Origin of the sequence: Amycolatopsis sp. lyj-23 (assembly GCF_046549135.1) — a bacterium.
Classification (GTDB): domain Bacteria; phylum Actinomycetota; class Actinomycetes; order Mycobacteriales; family Pseudonocardiaceae; genus Amycolatopsis.
The window spans coordinates 304,053-324,833 of record NZ_JAJPWN010000005.1; the positions used below are offsets into that span (position 1 = coordinate 304,053).

Here is a 20,781-nt window from a genome sequence, read left to right on the forward strand (position 1 = left end):
TCGGGTACTCCCGCACTACCCGAGGGAGGGAGCGGGCATGTCACCGGACGCGTGGATCGGTATCGGCGGAGCGGTCCTGATCGCCGCCGCGGCCTTCGCCCGGCGGAAGGCGAACCGGAAGTGGGCGCAGGTGGCCGCGAGCGGTCTCGTCCTCGCGGGCTGGACGCTCGTCGCGCACTTCCTGATCAAGCCGCTCGTGCCGGCTCCGGTTCTGGCCGGCCTCCTCCTGGGCGGCAGCGCCCTCGGCATCTTCCTGACCGCGATCATCGGCGCTCACTCCTCCAGGAAGCTCGCCGACGGCACCAAACCCTCGGCGAACGCCCGGAACGTCGGGGCCAACGGCAGCTCCGACTCCAGCTCCACGTCGAACCACGTCACCGACGGCTCGGCCGAACGCCGGTAGTCCAGCGCGATCCACGTGTGGCCGTCCCCGGACAGCACCACCACCCGCTTCGGCAGGTCCCACTCGGCACTCAGGGAGGGCGAGTCCAGCAGCGACAACCGGCCGCCCACGCCCAGCAGGTGGTCGAACGGCACGTGCGTCCCGCGGTACGACGTCGGCACGCTCGTCGGGAAGGCGTCGAACGCGGCCGCCACCGTGCCGCCGTTGCGCACGCCGAGCAGTTCGCCCAGCTCCAGCGGCAGCCGGACGCCCAGCTCGCGGCCGGCGTGGGCGAACGTGCGGGTGTCCAGCGGCTCCCCGGGGCCGGCGTCCCAGAAGGTGGGCTTGAGCTGATCGAACCGGGTCACGCCGGAGAGTGTGACAGGGTGGACGGGTGAGTGCCCCGTCCGCGAGCGTCTTCGTCCGCTGCTCCTGCGGGCACCTGCACTGGGGCCGCTACGGCGCCGCCGGCCTGCTGCTGGTCGATCCCGCCCGCGGTGTCCTCCTGCAGCGCCGCGCCTGGTGGGTGCACCACGGCCGCACCTGGGCGCTGCCCGGCGGCGCCATCGAAGCCGGCGAGACCGCCCGGGGAGCCGCCGCCCGCGAAGCCTTCGAGGAGACCTCCGTTCCCGCCGAGGCCTTCCGCGCGGTTTCGGCCTCGGTGGTGGACCACGGGAACTGGAGCTACACCACCGTCCTGGCCCTCGCCGACGGCGCCGAGGCGCGCGTCGCCAACACCGAAAGTGCGGAGGTGCGCTGGGTGGACCCCGACGACGTCCCCGGTTACCCCCTCCACCGCGACTTCGCCGCGGCCTGGCCGGACCTGCGCGGCCGCGTCGGGCAGGAGCTCGTCCTGGTCGTCGACGGCGCCAACGTCGTCGGCTCGCGCCCGGACGGCTGGTGGCGCGACCGGCACGGTGCCGCCGAGCGCCTCCGCGACCAGCTCGCCAAGCTCGCCGACGCCGGCGTGCCGGACCCGGACGATTCCGCGGTGACCTGGTGGCCCCGGATCATCCTGGTCGTCGAGGGCAAGGCCAAGCACGTCACCGGAACAGCGGGCGTGGACGTCGTCGCCGCGGACACCGACGGTGACTCGAAGATCGTCGAGGTCGTCGCGCAGCAGCAGGCCAAGGTCCTGGTCGCGACGGCCGACCGGGAACTCAAGGGCCGCGTCGGGGCCCTCGGCGCGTCGGTCATCGGCCCCGGCACCCTCCGCACGCAGCTGGACGCGCTCTAGTCCTTCGCGATCCCGTCCCGCATCTCCGCGACCAGCGAGGCGACGACGGCCTTCAGGCTGCCCTTGTGCCGCTCCGCCACCGCGCGCTGCCGCCGGTAGCTCGGCCCGTACTTCAGGATCGTCTCGACGTCCCGCAGCTCCGCGACGCAGTCCAGGCGCCGCGCCACCGGCTCGAGCCGGTCCAGCAGGTCGGCCACGTCGTCGGTGACCAGCCGCTCGCGACCGGCCGCGTCCAGGATGACGATCGCGTCCGTGCCGTAGCGGGCCGCGCGCCACTTGTTCTCCTGGACGTGCCACGGCGGCAGGGTCGGGAGGACCTCGCCGTCCTCCAGGCGCTCGCAGAAGTCGTCCACCAGGCACTGCGTCAGCGCCGCGATCGCGCCGACCTCCTCCAGCGTCGGCAGGCCGTCGCAGACGCGCATCTCGATCGTGCCCAGCTTCGGCGACGGCCGGATGTCCCAGCGGATCTCCGAGAAGCTGTCGATCACGCCGGTGGTGAACATGTCCTCGGCGTAGCTCTCCAGCTCCGCCCACTTCCGGAACTGGAACGGCAGCCCGGCCGTCGGCAGCTGCTGGAACATCAGCGCCCGGTTCGACGCGTACCCGGTGTCCTCGGCGCCCCAGTACGGCGAAGACGCCGACAGCGCCTGCAGGTGCGGCGCGTAGTTGAGCAGGGCGTCGAGGATCGGCAGCACCTTCTCGCGGTGGTCGACCCCGACGTGGATGTGGACGCCGTAGATCAGCATCTGGCGTCCCCACCACTGGGTCCGGTCGATCAGCTTGGCGTACCGCTCCTTGTCGGTGACCTTCTGCTGGTACCAGTTCGAGAACGGGTGCGTGCCCGCCGAGAACATCTCGACCCCGAGCGGGTCGGCGATGCCGTGGACGACGTCGAGCGAGTCGTTCAGATCGGCCTTGGCCTCGGCGATCGTGTCGCAGACGCCGGTGATGATCTCGATCGTGTTGAGCAGCAGCTCCTGCTTGATCTTCGGGTGCTCGGCCTGCCCGTCGGGCCGGACGGCTTCGAGGATCTGCTCGGCCACCGACGACAGCTCGCCGCTGCGCCGGTCGACCAGGCCGAGCTCCCATTCCGCGCCGACGGTCGATCGACGTGAAGGACTGAACTCGATGTGCATCGCCGCGAATCAGACCTGGGCGCCGTTGCTGGGGTCCGCGCCGGGTGGCGGGCCCTGCCGGACGCGGAGCAGCAGCAGCGCGATCGCCGTCGCGAGCGCGAGGATGCCCAGCGGCGTCGCCACCGTCGGGCCGACGCCGATCGCGCCGGGCAGGATCAGCAGGAACAGCCCGGCCAGGAACAGCAGCAGGATGAGGAACGCCCCCATCCGCGGCCGGGGCAGCGGCGGCGGCTCCGGCGGGACGAAGTGCTCGTCGTCGTCGGCCGGGTCGTCGGAGAACATCGTGGTGTCCCACGACGTGCCCCCGGACCGCCAGCCGGGTTCCGGCGGCGCTTCCACGGCCGGCGGCTCGGGCGTCTTGCGCGACTGGGGGTCCGCGCCCGCGGTGCCGGTGGCGTCCCTGGTGCCGGCCTTGTCGTCGCTGTCCTCGGCGTCGTCTGTGTCGTCTTCGGGAAGCCCGAACCCGCCCGCGCGCAGGTCGGCGACGATTTCGGCGAACGTCGCGTCGACGTCCTCCGGCCCGTCCTTCCCCCGGCTCATGCGGTCTCCTCCGGCTGGGCGGCGTGCGCCTTCGCGAACTCCACGCTGCGCGTGAAGATGACTTCGGCGTCGTTGTCCTGCGTCGCCACGTGGTAGCTGTTCTCCAGCACGACCTCGGTGACGTCGGTGCTCGAGACGCCCCGCAGCACCAGCTGCGCGTTCACCGGCTCGACGACGTGATCGACCGACGAGTGCAGGAGCAGCACCGGCTGCGTCACCTTGGCCAGGTCGGCGCGCACGACCGCCCACAGCTTCGCCAGGCTCGCCGCGGCCCGCACCGGCGTGCGCGGGTAGGCCAGCTCGGTCTCGCCCGGCTTCTTGATGTCGTTCGCGATCGCCGGCACCGACGGCACGATCCGGCCCAGCACCGGCAGCAGCTTCGTGTCCCACTTCAGCCGCGTCACCGACGGGTTGACCAGGACGATGCCGGCGATCCGGTCGCCGAACTCCTCGGCCAGGCGCAGGGTGAGCGTCCCGCCCATCGACAGGCCGCCGACGAAGACGGTCCGGCACGTCGCCAGCAGCGCGAGCAGGGCTTCGCGGACGGCGCCGTACCAGTCCTCCCACGTCGTGCGGTTGAGGTCCGGCCAGCGGGTGCCGTGCCCCGGCAGCAGCGGGCAGCGCACCGTGAACCCGGCCCCGGCCAGGTGGTCACCCCAGGCCCGCATGCTCGCCGGGGTACCGGTGAACCCGTGGCAGAGCAGGAACCCGGTATCGGCCGAACCGGTGTGGCCGAACGGTTCCGCGCCGGCGAGCACGCCCATGCGATCGCCTTCCGTGTGAGCGGGGCAGTCCGTCCATGCTCTCACGCCCGGCGGACGTTGTGGGGGTCCGCCCGTGCCCCGAGTTCGCTGTGAGATCGATCGCTGCGGAAGCGGTAACCGGGTGGTCCGCGTTGTGCGGCGGCCGCCGGTGTTCGTAGGCTGTTCGTCTCGGGTGGACAGGGAACCTTGTTCTGGTCAGGTCGGCGCCACGGACCGCAGGCTGCTGGCATGCGGTGACTTTCGCGCCGGCCGACGGCTGAACAAGGTTCATGGGCTGCGGCTGCGATGGAGGACTGAGGCACCGGTGCTGTACTGGCTCATGAAGTGGGTGTTCCTCGGACCGCTGCTCAAGACGCTCTGGCCGACCAAGGTCGTCGGCGCGGAGAACATCCCCGAGACGGGTGGCGCGATCCTGGCCGGCAACCACCTCGCGGTCGCCGACTCGTTCTTCATGCCGCTGCGCGTCAAGCGCAAGGTGACCTTCCCGGCCAAGTCCGAGTACTTCACCGAGCCCGGCTTCAAGGGCACGCTCAAGAAGTGGTTCTTCACCGGCGTCGGCCAGTTCCCGATCGACCGGTCCGGCGGCAACGCCGCCCAGGCCGCGCTCGACACGGCGATCCGCCTGGTGCGCGAGGGACACCTGCTCGGCATCTACCCGGAGGGCACCCGCTCCCCGGACGGGCGGCTGTACAAGGGCAAGACGGGTGTGGCCCGCATCGCCCTCGAATCCGGCGGCGTGGTGGTCCCGGTGGCGATGGTCGGCACCGACAAGGTCAACCCGATCGGTTCGAAGATGTGGTGGCCGCGGCGCCTCGAGGTCCGCTTCGGCAAGCCGCTGGACTTCTCGCGCTACGAGGGCCTCGCGGGCGACCGGTTCATCGAGCGGTCGATCACGGACGAGATCATGTACGCGTTGATGGAGCTGTCGGGCCAGGAGTACGTGGACATCTACGCGGCGAAGGCCAAGGAACTGCTGGCCGCCGAGGCGGCCGGGGTCAAGCCCGCGGTGCCCACCCAGCCCGGCGCGCGTGACGCGGCCCGGGTGCCCGATTCCAAGGTCGGCTGAGACCCCACTACTGTTCACCAGTGCGTTTTTTCTACGACACCGAGTTCATCGAAGACGGCGTGACGATCGATTTGGTGTCGATCGGGGTGGTGGACGAGCGGGGCCGCGAGTTCTACGCGGTCTCGACGGAGTTCGACCCTTCGAAGGCGGGGCCGTGGGTCCGGGACAACGTCCTGGACAAGCTCCCGTCCCCGGCCGACCGGGCGTGGCGGAGCAGGGAGAAGATCCGCACCGACCTGCTGGAGTTCTTCGGCAAGCCCCCGGGCGGCATCGAGCTGTGGGCGTGGTTCGCCGCGTACGACCACGTGGCGCTGGCGCAGCTGTGGGGCCCGATGCCGGCGTTGCCCCGGCAGCTGCCGAGGTTCACGAGGGACCTGCGGCAGCGGTGGGAGGACGCGGGCAAGCCGAAGCTCCCGGCCGCGCCGACCGATCAGCACGACGCTCTCGCGGATGCGAAGCACAATCTGGCCCGGTGGGAAGTCATCGAGGAGTACTTCCGGCGCCGCTGACTCCCGGTTCCGAGCGCCCCAAGGCGGCCTTGGTTGCTCCATCCATGCCCCCGCCACCACCCTCAACGGAGGCGCTTCGCGCCGCAGTGCCGATTCAACGCACCGAAGGCCACATTGGGGCGCTCGGGCTGGCGCGAACGGCCCTTTCGCGTCGCCCCCGCACCCCGGAAACCCCAGGTCACGCCGCGGCAGGGCGCGAACGGTCCGTTCGCGCCCCCGCGGACCCCGAAACTGTCGGGGGTCCCCGGTAACGTAAAAACCGGGGGACCCCCAGGCCGGGGACCTCTCAGCGGCGCGCCCGCACCGCCGCGGCCAGCTCGTCCAGCAGCGGCGCGGTGTCGTCCCAAGCCATGCACGCGTCCGTGATCGACTGCCCGTACGTCAGCTCCGCTGCGTGGCCCAGCGAAAGCTCCTGCCGCCCGCCCGCCAGGAAGCTCTCCATCATCAGCCCGGCGATCCCGCGCTCGCCCGCGGCGAGACGCGCCGCCAGCTCGGAAACCACCGCGCCCTGCCGCACGTGGTCCTTGCCGCTGTTGCCGTGGGAAGCGTCGATGACCACCCGCTCCGGCAGCCCCGCCTTCGCCAGCCCGGCCAGCGTCTCGGCCACGGAAGCAGCGTCGTAGTTCGGGCCCGCGTTGTGGCCGCGCAGGATCACGTGGCAGTCCGGGTTGCCCGACGTCGTCAGCAGGGCCGCCAGGCCGTCGGTGTTGATGCCCGGGAACACGTGGCTCGCCGCCGCCGCCCGGGTGGCGTCGATCGCCACCTGGACGTCGCCCTCGGTCGAGTTCTTGATGCCCACCGGCATCGACAGCGCGCTGCACAGCTGGCGGTGGACCTGGCTCGCCGCCGTGCGGGCGCCGATCGAGCCCCACGTGACGATGTCGGAGATGAACTGCGGCGTGATCGGGTCCAGGAACTCACACCCCACCGGCAGCCCCAGCTCGGAGACGTCGAGCAGCAGCTTGCGCGCCATCCGCAGGCCCTTGTTGACGGCGAACGTGCCGTCCAGGTCCGGGTCGTTGATCAGGCCCTTCCAGCCCAGCGTCGTGCGCGGCTTCTCGAAGTACACGCGCATCACGACGTGCAGGTCGTCGCGCAGTTCGTCGGCCTTCGCGGCCAGCCGGCGGGCGTAGTCGAGGGCCGCTTCGGGGTCGTGGACCGAGCACGGGCCGACCACGACGAGCAGCCGGTCGTCGCGGCCCTCGAGGATGTCGACCGTCTCGGCGCGGCCGTGGCGCACCACCTTGGCGACGGCGGCGTCGACCGGATGGTCTTCGCGCAGCAGCGCGGGCGAAATGAGCGGACTGATCGACGTGGTGCGCGCGGCGTCGAGGTCACCGATGGCGGCCGGTCCGGCGGAGAGCGTCATGGCGGGGGTGTTCCTTCCTGGTGGACACCGACCCGCGGGGGACTCGCCGAGCCGGTTTCGAAATCCGGCTCGGGGTGGGAGTCAGCGCAGGTTCACGCCGCCGCGCCCACCCGGGGCCGGCTTCGTAAACCAGAAATAGCGCTGCACGGCGTCAACGTAGCACAGCGTCACGCGGACCGGATCCGGCAGGTGGTACGCCCTGCACCGATCAAGACGAGAGCCGCTACGCTGGCACCCGACGAAATGTGACTGTCATCTCCCGAGAACAGACGGAGGCTTCTCATGCGTGTCGGTGTGCTGACCGGCGGCGGCGACTGCCCGGGGCTCAACGCGGTGATCCGCGCGGTGGTGCGCAAGGGCGTCGAGGTGCACGGCTGGGACTTCGTGGGCTTCCGCAACGGCTGGAACGGCCCGCTCACCGGCGACAGCCGCCCGCTGGGCCTGAACGACGTCGAGGACATCCTCACCCGCGGCGGCACCATCCTGCGGTCCTCGCGCACCAACCCGTACAAGGTCGACGGCGGCGTCGACAAGATCAGGCAGGTCCTCGCCGAGCAGGGCGTGGACGCGCTGATCGCGATCGGCGGCGAGGACACCCTGGGTGTCGCGAAGCGGCTGACCGACGACGGCATCGGCGTCGTCGGCGTCCCCAAGACGATCGACAACGACCTCGGCGCCACCGACTACACCTTCGGCTTCGACACCGCGGTCTCCATCGCGACCGAGGCGATCGACCGGCTGCACACCACGGCCGAGTCGCACCACCGGGCGCTCGTCGTCGAGGTCATGGGCCGCCACGCCGGCTGGATCGCGCTGCACTCCGGCCTGGCCGGCGGCGCGAGCGTCATCCTGGTGCCGGAGAAGCACTTCAACGTCGACCAGGTCGTCTCCTGGGTCGAGCGCCGCTTCGAGAAGGAGTTCGCGCCGATCATCGTCGTCGCCGAGGGCGCGCTGCCCGAGGGCGGCGAGGAGAAGCTGCTGACCGGCGAGAAGGACGCGTTCGGGCACGTCCGCCTCGGCGGTATCGGCACCTGGCTGGCCGACGAGATCGCCCACCGCACCGGCAAGGAGTCCCGCGCGGTGGTTTTGGGCCACGTCCAGCGCGGCGGCACCCCGACCGCCTACGACCGCGTCCTGGCGACCCGCTTCGGCCTCCACGCGGTCGACGCGGTGGCCGACGGCGATTTCGGCGTGATGGTGGCCCTCAAGGGCACGGAGATCGTCCGCGTGAAGCTGTCCGAGGCGACGGCGGAGCTGAAGACGGTCCCGGTCGAGCGCTACCAGGAAGCCGAAGTCTTCTTCGGCTGAGTTCCTTGCGAAGGGCCGCTCCGGGAAGCCCCGGAGCGGCCCTTCGCGCGTTCAGGGGCGCTGCCGCACGGCGTCGACGATGCCCTGGCTAACCACCGCATCGGTCCCGGTGCCGAGGTAGGCGAAGGTGACCGGGTCGAACCGGAACTCCTCCTGGTTGCCGATCCCCTGCTCGGTCGTGCTGTCCCAGGTGATGCCGAGGACGCTCCGGCCGGTGGCGTCCTTCGCGTCGGCGCGGACGACCAGGCCGGGCACCTTCGCCAGGGCCTCGTAGAGCGCGGCGCGCACCGCCGGGCGCAAGTAACCCCCGGCCAGGTCCACGACCTCGTTGCCGAGGTCGTGGAGGGTGTCGCCTTCGCCGTAGGTGCTCCGGTGCAGGTAGGCGAGCATGGCGTCGGCGTCGGTGGGCAGGTCCGCGGGGGCGGCCGGGTGCGGCACGCACCGGTTCGTGACCGTCCGGCCGTGGCTTTCGTGCTGCACGCGTTCGCCGTCGCGGCAGCCCGCCACCTCGGTTTCGTGCCCGTAGAGGAACGCCAGCCCGTCGTGGGTGCCGTCGACCGACGCCCACATTTCGTTTTCCCGGCCGTCCGCGAGCCGCGTCTTCGTGTAGACGAACTGGTCCGGCCGCGGGACGAGGTCCGGTAGAGCACGCGCCTTCGCGGCCGCGGCGTGCAGGATCCGCACCGGTTCGGGCTCGGCCGGCCGGGACACCGGGGCGGCGGGTGTGAGCACGACGACCGCGGCGGCGGCCGCGGCCAGCCCGGCCGCGGTGACCCCGCCCCACACCGCGCGCCGCGGCCGCGGGCGAGCCGCGGCGGCGAGCAGCTCGGCCCGCTTCCGGGCCAGCTCACCGGCGGGCGGGAGCCCGGCGGGCCCGGCGAAGTCGCGCAGCAGCTGCATGTCATCCACGGTTCGAGACCTCCTCGGGAGCCAGTTCGGCGCGGACCTTCCGGCGGGCCCGGTTCAGGCGCGACCGCACGGTGCCGACCGGGATGTCCAGCGCGACGGCCACTTCCTGGTAGGCCAGCCCTTCCCAGGCGATCAGCAGCAGGACGTCGCGGTCGCCGCGCGCGAGCCCGGCCAGCGCGGCGGCCAGCCGGCCGGTCACCGCCTGGGCCGTCACCCGGTCCGCGACGCGGTCCGCGTGCCCGTCCTGCTCGGCGGGCGGCCCGAGGGTGGCCCGCAGCCGGTATTCGCGCGCCTCCTCGCGACGGCGCTGCCCGACGAGGTTGGTCGCGATGCCGTAGAGCCACGGCCGCGCGCTCGCCGAACGCCGGGTTGTAGCGGCCGCGCCCGCCGAACGCGATGAGGAACGTCTCGCCCACCAGGTCGTCGGCCGCATGGCGGCCGAGCCGCCGGGCGAGGTAGCGATGGATGTGCGGCGCGTGGCGGTCGAAGACCACCGCGAACCGCTCGGGGTGCCGCAGCGACGCGGTGATGACTTCCGCGTCGTCCCCGGCTTCACCTGCTGAGCTCATGAACCGCCTGCCTGTCGTGAGGCCATCTGCCCCGTTGTTGGCGGCACGAGCGGATCGGGTTCACGCTAGATGCGGGCCAGCTCCTCCAGCACGCCGACGGCGGCGGCGATGTCCTCGGTGAGCGGCCGGTCGTCGAGACTCGCGTCCAGCACCGCCGATGCCGCGTCGAAGGCGTCGCGCACCGGCAGCTCCACCAGGTCCGCCTCCCGCATCCGCAACGCCCGGACCGCCGCCACCAGCTCGCACGCCAGCACCTGCTGGTAGGCCGCGCACGCCGCCGTGGCCGCGCGGGCCGCCTGGGTGGAGAAACTCGCGTGGTCTTCGATGCCGCGGGAAACGACCGCCGTGCCGAGCGTGGCCGGGAGCGCCGCCTGGCGCAGCTCCGTCAGCGCGTCGTGGGCCACGTACTCCAGGATCATCACGCCCGAGCTGCCCGGCGGGCCCGCCGCCAGGAACGGCCGCAGGCCGGTGAACTCCGGCTCCACCAGGTCGCCCAGCCGCACCACCGACAGCTCCGCCACCTGGTGCACGGTCGCCCGGGCCTGGTCCAGCGCCGTCGACACGTACGCGGTGTGGAAGTGCGCGTGGTGGTAGGCGTCGTTGTGGACCGTCGAAATCATCGGGTTCTCGGTGCTGGCGTTGATCTCGACGGCGAGCACGTCCCGCAGGTAGTGGATCGCGTCCAGCGCCGGGCCCTGCACCTGCGGGAACGCCCGCAGCCCGAACGGGTCCTGCAGCCGCCGTCCCGGCTTCGGCGTCTGGTGCATGCCCAGCAGCCGCCGCATCTCGGCCGCGCAGGCCACCTGCCCCGCGTGCGGACGTGCTTCGTGCACCGGCGTCGCGTACGCCTCGGGGTTGCCGTCGAGCGCGACGTACGTGAGTGCGGCGACGGCGTGGCTGGCGCGGGTCAGGGTGTCCAGCCGCATCGCCGCGAGGGTCGCTTCGGCGAGGGTCGCGGCGTTGCTGCTCATGAACGCCAGCGCGTCGCCCGCCCGCACCGGCACCGGGGGCACGTGCCCGGTGAGCCACGGCCGTTCGCCGGTGAGCGCCAGCGCCGCCTCGGCCAGCGGTGCCAGGTCGCCGGTGCCGATCGCGCCGAGCCGGTGCACCAGCGGCCGCGCGCCGGTGCGGACCGCTTCGGCGAGCGCGCCGATCAGCTCGGGGCTGATCCCGGACCGCCCGGCCAGCAGCTGGTTGAGCCGGATCAGCAGCATCGCGCGCACCTGCCCGGGCGGCATCTCGTCCCCGCTGCCGCCGGCGTGGCTGCGCAGCAGCCGCAGGCCGTGCGCCACGGAGCTTTCGACGGAGTCGTCCTTGTTGGCCCCGACACCGGTCGTCCGGCCGTAGACCACCCGCCGCGTGCTCAGTTCTTCGGCGAGCTTCCACGCGTTTTCGGCCGCTCGCAACGCGGCGATCGAGACGTCGATGCCCAACGGGCCCTCGGTGCGCGCCGCGGCCACGACGTCCGCGCACCGCAGCGTCCGGCCGTCCACCCGGATCAACGGCAGCCCTCCTTCCGGCTGCCCTCACTATGCGGCTAGGACGCCGGTGGCTGCCAGGGCGGCATCGGCCAGTCCCAGTGCGGCACGGGTTCGTGCGGATCCGGTTCGGCGCCGGGCGCGGAGAAGATCACCGCCAGGCGGCTGCCCCACTCGAGGTAGCCGGCGAACGCGGCCCGGAACTCCGGGTCGGCCGGGAGGCCGGCCTCGTCGGCGGCGTCGAGCAGCAGGCTCACCCACCGGCGGCGCTGCTGCTCGGTGATGCCGCGCCCGAGGTGGCGCCCGACCATGTGGGCGTGCCCGCCGTGGCTCGCGGAGTACTCGGCCGGGCCGCCGAAGACCTCGCCGAGCCACACCGCGACGTGCTTCGGGTGGTCCGGGTCCATGCCGCGGAACACGGGTTCGAGCAGCGGGTCTTCGAGGACGTGGCCGTAGAAGATCGTGAGCAGCTTCACGAGGGCTTCGTGGCCACCGGCCCAGTCGTAGAGGGTCGGCGTGGTTTTTGGGACGATCACCGGACCAGGCAACCAGTGGTGCCCCGGCCGGGCAACCACGTACTTTCCGGTGCGTAGGGGAGAGCGGGATGAAGCGGTACCACTGCGCGACGGAACTGGCGGTCGACCTCATCGGCGGCAAGTGGAAGCCGGTGATCCTGGCCCACCTCAAGGAAGGCGCCCACCGCTACGGCGAGCTGCGGCGCCGGATGCCGGGGGTGAGCGAGAAGATGCTGACCCAGCAGCTGCGCGAGCTCGCGGCGGACGGCGTCGTCCGCCGCGAGGAGTTCGCGGGCCGGGTGCCGCACGTCGAGTACCACCTGACGGAGGCGGGGGAGGAGCTGCGGCCCGCGCTGACGGCGTTGTACGAGTGGGGCGAGCGCCGCGCGGCCGAGCGAGGCATCACCTTCGACCCGGCCTGAACCCAAGCGCCCCAAGGCGGCCTTGGTTGCGTCAGACGCACCGAAGGCCGCCTTGGGTGCGTGTGACGCACCGAAGGCCACATTGGGGCGCTCGGAACCGAGGCGGCTCAGGTTTCGTCGAGACGGCGTTCCAGGGCGTCCAGGCGGTCGGACCAGAAGCGGCGGTAGGGCGCGAGCCAGGCGTCGACCTCGGCCAGGGGCTCGGGGCGCAGCGCGTAGCACCGGCGCTGCGCCGCGACCCGGACCGTCACCAGCCCGGCCTCGCGCAGCACCCGCAGGTGCTTGGACACCGCGGGCTGGCTCAGCTCCAGCTGCTCGACCAGCTCGCCGACCGAGCGCTCGCCGTCGCGCAGCAGGTCGAGGATGGTCCGGCGCCGGGGCTCGGCGAGGACGTCGAAAGTCTGCATCACCCCCGAAATGTGCTCCGCCGGGCATATTCCTGTCAAGGAATGTGGACCAACGCTGGTCTGGACCATTGACCTAGTGGTCTAGTCCACTTACGGTGAGTGGGGTCCCCACCACTCCGGCAGCGTTGCCGTGAGTAATTCCCGGGAGGAAGAACGCATGTCCCGATTCCGCAGGAAGAGCTTCTCGGCCCTGCTGGCCGTGGCCGCCGCCGCGGGCCTCGTCGCGGGTGGCGCGACGGCCCCGGCGGCCACCGCCGCGACCGAGACCGCGCAGGCCTCCGTCGGCAAGGTGGTCGGCTACTTCACCGAATGGGGTGTCTACGACCGCAACTACCACGTCAAGAACATCGAGACGTCCGGCTCGGCGAGCAAGCTGACCCACATCAACTACGCCTTCGGCAACGTGACCAACGGCGGCTGCGCGATCGGCGACGCCTACGCCGACTACCAGAAGACCTACGACGCCGCGGGCAGCGTGGACGGCGTCGCCGACACGTGGGACCAGCCGCTGGCCGGCAGCTTCAACCAGCTCAAGAAGCTCAAGGCCAAGCACCCCGGCCTGAAGGTCATCTGGTCCTTCGGCGGCTGGACCTGGTCCGGCGGCTTCGGCCAGGCGGCGAAGAACCCCGCGGCGTTCGCGAACTCCTGCTACAACCTGGTCAACGACCCGCGCTGGGCCGGGGTCTTCGACGGCATCGACATCGACTGGGAGTACCCGAACGCCTGCGGCCTGAGCTGTGACACCAGCGGCGCGGCGGCGTTCAAGAACCTGCTCCAGGCGCTGCGGGCGAAGTTCGGCTCGAAGCTGGTCACCGCCGCGATCACCGCCGACGGCACCAGCGGCGGCAAGATCGACGCGGCCGACTACGGCGGCGCTTCGCAGTACGTCGACTGGTACAACGTGATGACCTACGACTACTTCGGCGCTTGGGCGGCGCAGGGCCCGACGGCTCCGCACTCGCCGCTCACCAGCTACAGCGGCATCCCGACGCCGGGCTTCTACTCCGACGCGGCGATCCAGAAGCTCAAGAGCAAGGGTGTCCCGGCGGGCAAGCTGCTGCTGGGCATCGGCTTCTACGGCCGCGGCTGGACCGGCGTCGCGCAGAGCGCCCCGGGCGGCACGGCGACCGGCCCGGCGCCCGGCAAGTACGAGCAGGGCATCGAGGACTACAAGATCCTCAAGACGTCCTGCCCGGCGACCGGGACGATCGCCGGCACGGCCTACGCCAAGTGCGGCAGCAACTGGTGGAGCTACGACACGCCCTCGACCATCGCCGGCAAGGTTTCCTACGCCAAGCAGCAGGGCCTGGGCGGCGCGATGTTCTGGGAGCTCTCGGGTGACACCACGAACGGCGAGCTGATCACCGCCGTCGCGAAGTAGCGCGAACGGGGGCACCGGCGGAAGTTGTCGGTGCCCCCGTTTACTGTGCCCGTCGTGACGTTCAGCGGATTCGGCGAGTACGCCGTCGACTTCTACGACGGCCTCGTGGAGGACAACTCCAAGCCCTACTGGGACGACCACGTCGAGACCTACAAGACCGACGTCCGCGCCCCGATGGAAGCGCTGCTGGCCGAGCTCGCCCCCGAGTTCTCCGACGGCGGCGAGCCCAAGGTCTTCCGGCCTTACCGGGACGTCCGGTTCGCCAAGGACAAGACGCCGTACAAGACCCACTGCGGCGCGGTCATCGAGCAGGGCCGCGGCGGCGGCGCCTACTACGTCGAGGTCGGGCCGGACGGCCTGCGCGTCGGCGGCGGCTGCTTCCACCTGGCGCCCGACCAGCTCGCCCGGTTCCGCACGGCGGTCGACACCGAGCTGCACGGCGAAGCCCTCCGGAACGTCCTCGCGAAGCTGGAGCGGGCCGGCTGGGAGGTCAAGGGCGACCGGCTGAAGTCGAAGCCCCGCGGGTTCGACGCCGGCCACCCGCGGATCGACCTGCTGCGCCACCGCTCGGTGTACGCGGTCCGCGGCTGGGAGCCCGACGACGTCCTGCACGAGCGGGGCGCCCTCGACCGCGTCCGGAAGGCCTGGCGCCAGCTCCGGGAGTTCAACGAGTGGGCCCGCGACCGGGTCGGCCCGAGCGAACGGCCTCGGCGCTAGGCGGGGTTGCGCGGGCGGCGCGGCGTGGCAGGGCGAACCCGGTGAACGCGGCGCAGGCCAGCGTCACCGCGCCCGCCGTGACGAAGGCGCTGCCCAGGTCGGCCGCACCGCCGGCGACGGCGCCGAGCACCGCCACGCCGAGCACCGCGCCGATCTGCCGGGCGGTGCTGCTGATCCCGGACGCGAGCCCGCCGTCGCGCGGATCCACCGCCTGGATGGCCGCCGCGGTCAGCGGGGACATGGCCAGTGCGAACCCGATCCCGGCGATAGCCAGCCGCCACCACACGGCTCCGTAGCCGGTGCCGGCGTGTACCCCGCCGAGCGTCACCAGCCCGAGCCCGGCCAGCGTCAGGCCGGCAGTGACGACGACCCGGAAGCCGTGGCGGGCGGCGAGCCGTCCCGCGAACGGGCTCACCACGACCATCGCGACCGGCGTGGGCAGCGTCTGCAGGCCGGCGCGCAGGATCGAGCTGCCCTGGACCTGGACGAAGAACTGGGAGAAGAAGAACGACGAGCCCATGAGCGCGAAGCCGACCGCGAGCATCGCCATGACCGGCACCGCGAACCCGGGCTGCCGGAACAACCCCGGCGGCAGCATCGGCGCCGCGCTCCGCCGCTCGACGGCCACGAAGCACCCGAGCAGCACCGCCGAGGCGGCGAACGCGCCCAGGACCGCCGGCGACGTCCAGCCGCGGGAGCCGCCCTCGATCAGCGCGTAGGTCAGCGCGCCGACGCCGAGGACGGACAACGCGGTGCCCGGGACGTCGATCGACGGGCCGCCGGGCGCGCGGGACTCGCCGAGGACCCGGACCCCGGCCAGCAGCAGGGCCGCGCCGACGGGCACGTTGACGAGGAAGATCGCCGGCCAGCCCGCCGCCTGGGCGAGCACCCCGCCGGCCACCGGGCCGGCGGCGAGGCCGATGCCGCTGAACCCCGCCCACAGCCCGATCGCCCGCACCCGATCGGCCGGCACCGGGTGGGCAGCGGCGAGGAGGGCCAGCGAGGCGGGGCTCAACGCCGCGGCCCCGATGCCCTGCAGGACGCGCCCGGCCACCAGCCAGCCGAGCGACGGCGCGGCCCAGCACACGGCCGAGGCGGCGGTGAACCCCGCGACCCCGGCGAGGAACACCCGTTTGCGGCCGAAGCGGTCGGCGAAGACGCCGCCGGAGAGCAGCAGCATCGCGACCACCAGGACGTAGGCGTCGACGATCCACTGCAGGCCGCTCAGCCCCGTGCCGAGCCGCCGCTGCACGTCGGGCAAGGCCGCGCCGACGATCGTGCTGTCGAGCAGCACCATGAACTGGCCGAGGCCGGTCACCGCGAGCAGGGCCACCCGGCCGGTGCGCACGTCAGTCTTCACTTTCGATCCCCCAAGGAGTAACGGTTCGCCGCCACCATAGTTCGATAATCCCGAAATGTCGAAGGGTTGGGTATGATCGAGGCATGCGACCGCTTCCGCAGCCCGCTCGCGACGCCTTCGCGCTCCCGGCCGTGCTGCACGCCCTCGGCGACCCGGTGCGCCTCGAACTGGTGCGGCGGGCCCACGCCCGGCCGGAGTCGACGTGCGCGGTGCTCGCCGACGGCCTGGACGTGCCGCTCTCGACCGCGTCGAACCACTTCCGGATCCTGCGCGAGGCCGGGGTGATCGGCATGACCGCCGACGGCAGGCACCGGCGGGTCCGCGTGCGCGCCGACGACCTGCGAGCGCGCTTCCCCGGCCTGCTCGAACCGATCCTCCGCGGGGCCGAGGAGGAGCCGTCCGCGAGAACCTGAGCGGACAGGTTTCTGAACATCTTCTTGAACATTCGGGATCGGTACAGACGAACGCGCGAAGAGGGACTACCCTGTGCAGACGTGAGCCGACGCGCGAAGATCGTTTGTACCCTGGGACCTGCCACCGCCACGCCGGAAAAGATGCGGGCGCTGGTGGACGCGGGCATGGACGTGGCCAGAATGAACTTCAGCCACGGCAGCCACAGCGACCACAAGCAGGTCTACGACCTGATCCGGGCCGCGGCCGCCGACAGCGGCCGGGCGGTCGGCATCCTCGCCGACCTGCAGGGCCCGAAGATCCGCCTGGGCACGTTCGCCGGCGGTCCGGTCGAGTGGCACAACGGCGACATCGTCCGGATCACCGTCGAGGACGTCGCCGGCACCCACGACCGGGTCTCCACCACCTACAAGGGCCTGGCGCGGGACGCCAAGCCCGGCGACCGGCTGCTCGTCGACGACGGCAAGGTCGGCCTGGTGGTCCGCAAGGTCGAGGGCCCGGACGTGGTGTGCGAGGTCACCGAGGGCGGCCCGGTCAGCAACAACAAGGGCGTCTCGCTGCCCGGCATGGACGTCTCCGTGCCGGCGCTGTCCGAGAAGGACATCGAGGACCTCGAGTTCGCGCTCGAGCTGGGCGTCGACTTCATCGCCCTGTCCTTCGTCCGCTCGCCGGCCGACATCGACCTGGTCCACCAGGTGATGGATCGCGTCGGCAAGGGCAGGCTCCCGGTCGTCGCCAAGATCGAGAAGCCCGAAGCCGTCTACAACCTCGAAGCCATCGTGCTGGCCTTCGACGCGGTGATGGTCGCCCGCGGCGACCTCGGCGTCGAGCTGCCGCTGGAGCAGGTCCCGCTGGTGCAGAAGCGCGCCATCCAGATCTGCCGCGAGAACGCGAAGCCGGTCATCGTGGCGACGCAGATGCTCGAGTCGATGATCAACAACTCCCGGCCGACCCGCGCCGAGGCCTCCGACGTCGCCAACGCGGTGCTCGACGGCGCGGACGCGCTGATGCTGTCCGGCGAGACCTCGGTCGGCCGGTACGCCATCGAGGTCGTGGAGACGATGGGCCGGATCATCGAGGCGGTCGAGACCGACTCGCCGATCGTGCCGCCGCTCTCGCACGTCCCGCGCACCAAGCGCGGCGTGATCTCCTACGCCGCCCGCGACATCGGCGAGCGGCTCAACGCGAAGGCGCTGGTCGCGTTCACGCAGTCCGGTGACACCGTGCGCCGCCTGGCGCGCCTGCACACGCGGCTGCCGCTGCTGGCGTTCACGCCCGAGGAGTGCGTGCGCAGCCAGCTGTCGATGACCTGGGGCACCAACACCCACATCGTGCCGCAGGTCAGCTCGACCGACCAGATGATCCAGCAGGTCGACCACGCGATGCTGGAGATGGGCAAGTACCAGAAGGGCGACCTGGTCGTCATCGTGGCCGGCTCCCCGCCGGGCACCGTCGGGTCGACGAACCTGATCCGCGTGCACCGCCTCGGTGAAGACGACCACGCATAAGGGACGCGTCACCCGTCCAGCACATATGGTCTGGCCATGACTGAAATGGCCAGGACGGCCGCCACCGAACTGGAGATCCCGGGTGGCGGCCAGCCGGTGCTCGATCGACTGGTCGCGCTGCTCGACCTGGAGAAGATCGAAGAGAACATCTTCCGCGGCGTCTCGCCCGCCCACTCGCCGGTGCGGGTGTTCGGCGGGCAGGTCGCCGGCCAGGCGCTGGTCGCGGCCGGGCGCACGGTCCCCGAAGAACGCCGGGTCCACTCGCTGCACGCGTACTTCATCCGCGGCGGCGACCCCAGCGTCCCGATCGTCTACGAGGTCGACCGGATCCGCGACGGCCGGTCGTTCACCACCCGCCGGGTCGTGGCGATCCAGCACGGCAAGGCGATCTTTTCGCTCTCGGCGTCGTTCCAGACCGACGAGCCGGGCATCGAGCACGCCGAAGCCATGCCCGAGGGCGTTCCGGCGCCGGAGACCCTGCCGACGCTGATGGAACGCGCGGAGGGTTACGCGATCGGGGCGCACGCCCGGCCGCGGCCGATCGACCTGCGGTACGTCAACGAACCGCCGTGGGTCACCCGGCAGACCGGCGAGCGGCCCGCGCGCAACCAGGTGTGGATGCGCGCCGACGGGAAGCTGCCCGACCAGCAGCTGCTGCACGTCTGCGTGCTGACCTACGCCTCGGACATGACGCTGCTGGACTCGGTGCTGGCCCGCCACGGCGTCTACTGGGACACCGACAAGGTGCTCGGGGCGAGCCTCGACCACGCACTGTGGTTCCACCGGCCGTTCCGCGCGGACGAGTGGTTCCTCTACGACAGCGCCTCGCCGACGGCGTCCGGCGCCCGCGGTCTGGCCACGGGCCGGTTCTTCGCGCAGGACGGCACGCTGATCGCGACGGTCGTCCAAGAAGGACTCCTGCGCGTCCTGTGAAGTTCGCCGGGAAATCACCCTCACGGGCGACGAATTGCCCGAATACCCGTCGCCGGAAAAGGGCATTCGGCTGGCGCGAGGGGGCCGGGACCGATCGGGGGACGGCCCCGGACCCCTTCGCCCGATGATCGCGCAGCACGCCGCCCGATCATCGTCTACCCTGCTCAGAGGCCGGTCGAAGCCACGGCCGGCCGACCGTCAGGCGCCCGGAGCAGTGCAGGGTGCGAGAGTACAAGAGCATTCTGCAAATTGCAGATCCGGCGCCGGAATCGACTCGCGTTAATCCACCGGCTCCGCGCCCGGATGGTTGGATACACGGACCACTCGACTTCCGGAGGTGCCGCGATGGCAAGGGGACAGAGCCCCACGGTTCGCCGCCGGCGGCTGGCGGGCGAGCTGCGCCGGCTCCGCGAGGCGGCGGACCTGACGATCGACGAGGTGGGCGAGAAGCTCGAATGCTCGGCCTCGAAGATCAGCCGCATCGAGACCGGGCACGTCGGCGTCACCCCGCGTGACGCCCGGGACATGCTGGCCCTCTACGGGATCACCGGCGACGAGCAGGAGGCGCTCGTCCAGCTGGCCAGGGAAGCGCGCAAGCGCGGCTGGTGGCACGCGTACAACGAGGTCTTCACCGGCACCTTCGTCGGCCTCGAAGCCGAAACCAGCTCCCTGCGTGCGTTCCAGGCGCTGCTGGTACCCGGGCTGCTGCAGACCGAGCGGTACGCCCGCGCGGTGATCCGCGCCCTGCGTCCCGACGCCGAAGAGGCCGAGATCCGCCGTCGCGTCGCCGCCCGGATGGCCCGCCAGGAGCTGCTGACCGAGAGCCCGCCGACGGAGTACTGGGCGGTGATGGACGAGGCCGTGCTGCGCCGCGTCGTCGACGGTCCCGAAGTGATGGCCGAGCAGCTCTACCGGATGGTCGCCCTCGCCGAGAAGCCGAACGTGACCATCCAGGTCGTGCCGTTCGGGGCCGGCGCGCACCCCGGCATGGAAGGCCCCTTCCTCATCATGGGCTTCCCCGAACAGGCCGACCCGGACGTCGTCTACGTCGACGACAGCACGTCCAGCGGCCTCTACCTGGAGGAACCCACAGACGTCCGGCGCTACGGGCTGATGTTCGACCATCTGCGCGCGGCCGCACTGAAACCGGACGACTCGGTCGAGCTGATCGCCGAGGCCGCCGGACGGTTCGCCGAACAGGCGGCCGTACCGGCTCCGGTGCACCATCCGGATCCGAGGACCCGTTAGGGCGAGGACACAGTAAGGAGTGGGGACCATGGAAGCAGAACTCTCCGGGGCGCGGTGGCGCAAGAGCAGCCACAGCGGCGGCGGCAACGACTGCGTCGAGGTCGCGTTCGTCGACGGCGGCGCCGCCGTGCGCGACTCGAAGGACCCCGAAGGGGGTGCGTTCCGCCTGCCCGCGTCGGGTTGGCGGGGGCTGCTGGCCGCGGTGCGGACCGGCGGCCCAGCGCACGACTGAGGCGCTTGGAGAAGACCCCTTACCCCCGCCGAGCTGGGCTCGGACGGGAGTAAGGGGTCTTTTTGCGGCGAGGCTTGGGTGATCACCCGATGCCCGGGGTGTCCCCTCAGGACGAATCTGAGTGTCACCAACCGGAGATGACAGGGGAACACCATGCACAGCGATCTCATGCTCGACGCGGTCCGAGCCGAAGCGGCCTACCGGGCCGAGGAACTGCGGAAGGCCGGGCGCAGCGCCTGGGCCGCCCGCGCTCGCCGCGCCGTCCGCCACCTGCGGGCCGCGCACAGCGACGTCGAGGTACCGAAGCAGGAGCGCCGCGAGGCCACGCGGGAAACCGCGGGCGCCGGCAAGACCGCCCGGTGAGGGCGGCGAGATGGTGT

At 71.8% G+C, this 20,781-nt stretch carries 25 protein-coding genes and 1 pseudogene; 14 read left to right on the forward strand and 12 right to left on the reverse strand.

The features are described 5' to 3' along the window. Positions 1-40: 40 nt before the first annotated feature. Both ACLJPY_RS14065 and ACLJPY_RS14070 read right to left on the reverse strand, forming a co-directional pair. Complete coding sequence (locus ACLJPY_RS14065; protein ID WP_410588728.1) at positions 41-277, reverse strand: hypothetical protein; 237 nt, start codon at positions 275-277, stop codon at positions 41-43. Then, the gene (locus ACLJPY_RS14070; protein ID WP_410588729.1) at positions 274-750 is read right to left on the reverse strand and encodes an SMI1/KNR4 family protein; all 477 of its coding nucleotides are present in this window, start codon (positions 748-750) and stop codon (positions 274-276) included. The genes ACLJPY_RS14065 and ACLJPY_RS14070 overlap by 4 nt, the downstream gene beginning before the upstream one ends. Positions 751-776: 26 nt before the next feature. Between ACLJPY_RS14070 and ACLJPY_RS14075 the strand changes: the two genes are divergently transcribed. Then, the gene (locus tag ACLJPY_RS14075) at positions 777-1,619 is read left to right on the forward strand and encodes an NUDIX hydrolase (protein ID WP_410588731.1); all 843 of its coding nucleotides are present in this window, start codon (positions 777-779) and stop codon (positions 1,617-1,619) included. On the opposite strand, the gene ACLJPY_RS14080 is transcribed toward ACLJPY_RS14075, so the two are convergent. The 3 genes from ACLJPY_RS14080 to ACLJPY_RS14090 are packed head-to-tail and all read right to left on the reverse strand — an operon-like array spanning position 1,616 to position 4,059. Then, entirely contained in the window at positions 1,616-2,755 is a 1,140-nt protein-coding gene (locus ACLJPY_RS14080) for a glutamate--cysteine ligase (protein WP_410588732.1), read from the reverse strand. The two genes, ACLJPY_RS14075 and ACLJPY_RS14080, sit on opposite strands and share 4 nt — an antisense overlap. Before the next feature lie 9 nt (positions 2,756-2,764). Continuing rightward, positions 2,765-3,295, reverse strand: a complete 531-nt coding sequence (locus tag ACLJPY_RS14085; RefSeq protein WP_410588734.1) for a hypothetical protein — start codon at positions 3,293-3,295, stop codon at positions 2,765-2,767. After that, positions 3,292-4,059, reverse strand: a complete 768-nt coding sequence (locus tag ACLJPY_RS14090) for an alpha/beta hydrolase (RefSeq protein ID WP_410588735.1) — start codon at positions 4,057-4,059, stop codon at positions 3,292-3,294. Before ACLJPY_RS14090 ends, ACLJPY_RS14085 begins: the two co-directional genes overlap by 4 nt. Before the next feature lie 304 nt (positions 4,060-4,363). On the opposite strand from ACLJPY_RS14090, the gene ACLJPY_RS14095 reads away from it, so the two are divergent. Beyond that, entirely contained in the window at positions 4,364-5,125 is a 762-nt protein-coding gene (locus tag ACLJPY_RS14095) for a lysophospholipid acyltransferase family protein (protein ID WP_410588736.1), read from the forward strand. Positions 5,126-5,145: 20 nt separating this feature from the next. Next, the gene (locus ACLJPY_RS14100) at positions 5,146-5,634 is read left to right on the forward strand and encodes a polyadenylate-specific 3'-exoribonuclease AS (RefSeq protein ID WP_410588737.1); all 489 of its coding nucleotides are present in this window, start codon (positions 5,146-5,148) and stop codon (positions 5,632-5,634) included. Positions 5,635-5,920: 286 nt separating this feature from the next. Here the strand turns inward: ACLJPY_RS14100 and ACLJPY_RS14105 are convergent, their stop codons facing one another. Next, on the reverse strand, positions 5,921-7,003 hold the full coding sequence (locus tag ACLJPY_RS14105) for a 3-deoxy-7-phosphoheptulonate synthase (protein ID WP_410588739.1): 1,083 nt from the start codon (positions 7,001-7,003) through the stop codon (positions 5,921-5,923). Positions 7,004-7,285: 282 nt separating this feature from the next. Between ACLJPY_RS14105 and ACLJPY_RS14110 the strand changes: the two genes are divergently transcribed. Then, positions 7,286-8,311, forward strand: a complete 1,026-nt coding sequence (locus ACLJPY_RS14110; RefSeq protein WP_410588740.1) for a 6-phosphofructokinase — start codon at positions 7,286-7,288, stop codon at positions 8,309-8,311. Between the two features lie 51 nt (positions 8,312-8,362). On the opposite strand, the gene ACLJPY_RS14115 is transcribed toward ACLJPY_RS14110, so the two are convergent. After that, positions 8,363-9,211, reverse strand: a complete 849-nt coding sequence (locus tag ACLJPY_RS14115; protein WP_410589207.1) for a CU044_5270 family protein — start codon at positions 9,209-9,211, stop codon at positions 8,363-8,365. 1 nt (position 9,212) lies between these two features. After that, positions 9,213-9,714, reverse strand: a pseudogene (locus ACLJPY_RS14120) (RNA polymerase sigma factor). Between ACLJPY_RS14120 and ACLJPY_RS14125 the strand changes: the two are divergent. Further along, positions 9,652-9,783, forward strand: coding sequence for a hypothetical protein (locus ACLJPY_RS14125; protein ID WP_410589235.1), 132 nt, complete (start codon positions 9,652-9,654; stop codon positions 9,781-9,783). The pseudogene ACLJPY_RS14120 and the gene ACLJPY_RS14125 overlap by 63 nt on opposite strands. A gap of 71 nt (positions 9,784-9,854) precedes the next feature. Here the strand turns inward: ACLJPY_RS14125 and ACLJPY_RS14130 are convergent, their stop codons facing one another. Together ACLJPY_RS14130 and ACLJPY_RS14135 are read right to left on the reverse strand one after the other, a co-directional pair. Next, positions 9,855-11,291, reverse strand: coding sequence for an aromatic amino acid ammonia-lyase (locus tag ACLJPY_RS14130; protein WP_410588742.1), 1,437 nt, complete (start codon positions 11,289-11,291; stop codon positions 9,855-9,857). Positions 11,292-11,326: 35 nt separating this feature from the next. Beyond that, positions 11,327-11,803 carry a group II truncated hemoglobin gene (locus ACLJPY_RS14135; protein ID WP_410588743.1) on the reverse strand — a complete coding sequence of 159 codons (477 nt, stop codon included), beginning with the start codon at positions 11,801-11,803 and terminating at the stop codon, positions 11,327-11,329. Between the two features lie 68 nt (positions 11,804-11,871). Between ACLJPY_RS14135 and ACLJPY_RS14140 the strand changes: the two genes are divergently transcribed. Continuing rightward, entirely contained in the window at positions 11,872-12,204 is a 333-nt protein-coding gene (locus ACLJPY_RS14140) for a winged helix-turn-helix transcriptional regulator (protein ID WP_410588744.1), read from the forward strand. A gap of 107 nt (positions 12,205-12,311) precedes the next feature. On the opposite strand, the gene ACLJPY_RS14145 is transcribed toward ACLJPY_RS14140, so the two are convergent. Then, the gene (locus tag ACLJPY_RS14145) at positions 12,312-12,611 is read right to left on the reverse strand and encodes an ArsR/SmtB family transcription factor (protein WP_200876484.1); all 300 of its coding nucleotides are present in this window, start codon (positions 12,609-12,611) and stop codon (positions 12,312-12,314) included. Positions 12,612-12,768: 157 nt separating this feature from the next. Here ACLJPY_RS14145 and ACLJPY_RS14150 point away from each other — a divergent pair, with 157 nt between their 5' ends. Together ACLJPY_RS14150 and ACLJPY_RS14155 are read left to right on the forward strand one after the other, a co-directional pair. Further along, positions 12,769-13,992, forward strand: a complete 1,224-nt coding sequence (locus ACLJPY_RS14150; protein WP_410588746.1) for a glycoside hydrolase family 18 protein — start codon at positions 12,769-12,771, stop codon at positions 13,990-13,992. 54 nt (positions 13,993-14,046) lie between these two features. Beyond that, positions 14,047-14,709 (forward strand): DUF2461 domain-containing protein, encoded by a 663-nt coding sequence (locus tag ACLJPY_RS14155; RefSeq protein ID WP_410588747.1) that lies wholly within the window; start codon positions 14,047-14,049, stop codon positions 14,707-14,709. Here the strand turns inward: ACLJPY_RS14155 and ACLJPY_RS14160 are convergent. Beyond that, positions 14,657-16,069, reverse strand: a complete 1,413-nt coding sequence (locus ACLJPY_RS14160) for a DHA2 family efflux MFS transporter permease subunit (RefSeq protein ID WP_410588749.1) — start codon at positions 16,067-16,069, stop codon at positions 14,657-14,659. The genes ACLJPY_RS14155 and ACLJPY_RS14160 overlap by 53 nt on opposite strands. A gap of 83 nt (positions 16,070-16,152) precedes the next feature. Between ACLJPY_RS14160 and ACLJPY_RS14165 the strand changes: the two genes are divergently transcribed. The 6 genes from ACLJPY_RS14165 to ACLJPY_RS14190 all read left to right on the forward strand — a co-directional run bounded on the left by ACLJPY_RS14165 (position 16,153) and on the right by ACLJPY_RS14190 (position 20,764). After that, positions 16,153-16,482, forward strand: coding sequence for an ArsR/SmtB family transcription factor (locus ACLJPY_RS14165; RefSeq protein WP_410588751.1), 330 nt, complete (start codon positions 16,153-16,155; stop codon positions 16,480-16,482). An 81-nt stretch (positions 16,483-16,563) separates the two neighbouring features. Then, positions 16,564-17,988 (forward strand): pyruvate kinase, encoded by a 1,425-nt coding sequence (pyk, locus tag ACLJPY_RS14170; protein WP_410568518.1) that lies wholly within the window; start codon positions 16,564-16,566, stop codon positions 17,986-17,988. A 36-nt stretch (positions 17,989-18,024) separates the two neighbouring features. Next, positions 18,025-18,921, forward strand: coding sequence for an acyl-CoA thioesterase II (tesB, locus tag ACLJPY_RS14175; protein ID WP_410588753.1), 897 nt, complete (start codon positions 18,025-18,027; stop codon positions 18,919-18,921). A gap of 345 nt (positions 18,922-19,266) precedes the next feature. After that, positions 19,267-20,169 (forward strand): helix-turn-helix domain-containing protein, encoded by a 903-nt coding sequence (locus tag ACLJPY_RS14180; RefSeq protein WP_410588754.1) that lies wholly within the window; start codon positions 19,267-19,269, stop codon positions 20,167-20,169. A 28-nt stretch (positions 20,170-20,197) separates the two neighbouring features. Further along, positions 20,198-20,401, forward strand: coding sequence for a DUF397 domain-containing protein (locus ACLJPY_RS14185; RefSeq protein WP_410568514.1), 204 nt, complete (start codon positions 20,198-20,200; stop codon positions 20,399-20,401). Between the two features lie 153 nt (positions 20,402-20,554). Further along, positions 20,555-20,764 (forward strand): hypothetical protein, encoded by a 210-nt coding sequence (locus ACLJPY_RS14190; protein WP_410588756.1) that lies wholly within the window; start codon positions 20,555-20,557, stop codon positions 20,762-20,764. The last annotated feature ends 17 nt before the right edge of the window (positions 20,765-20,781 follow it).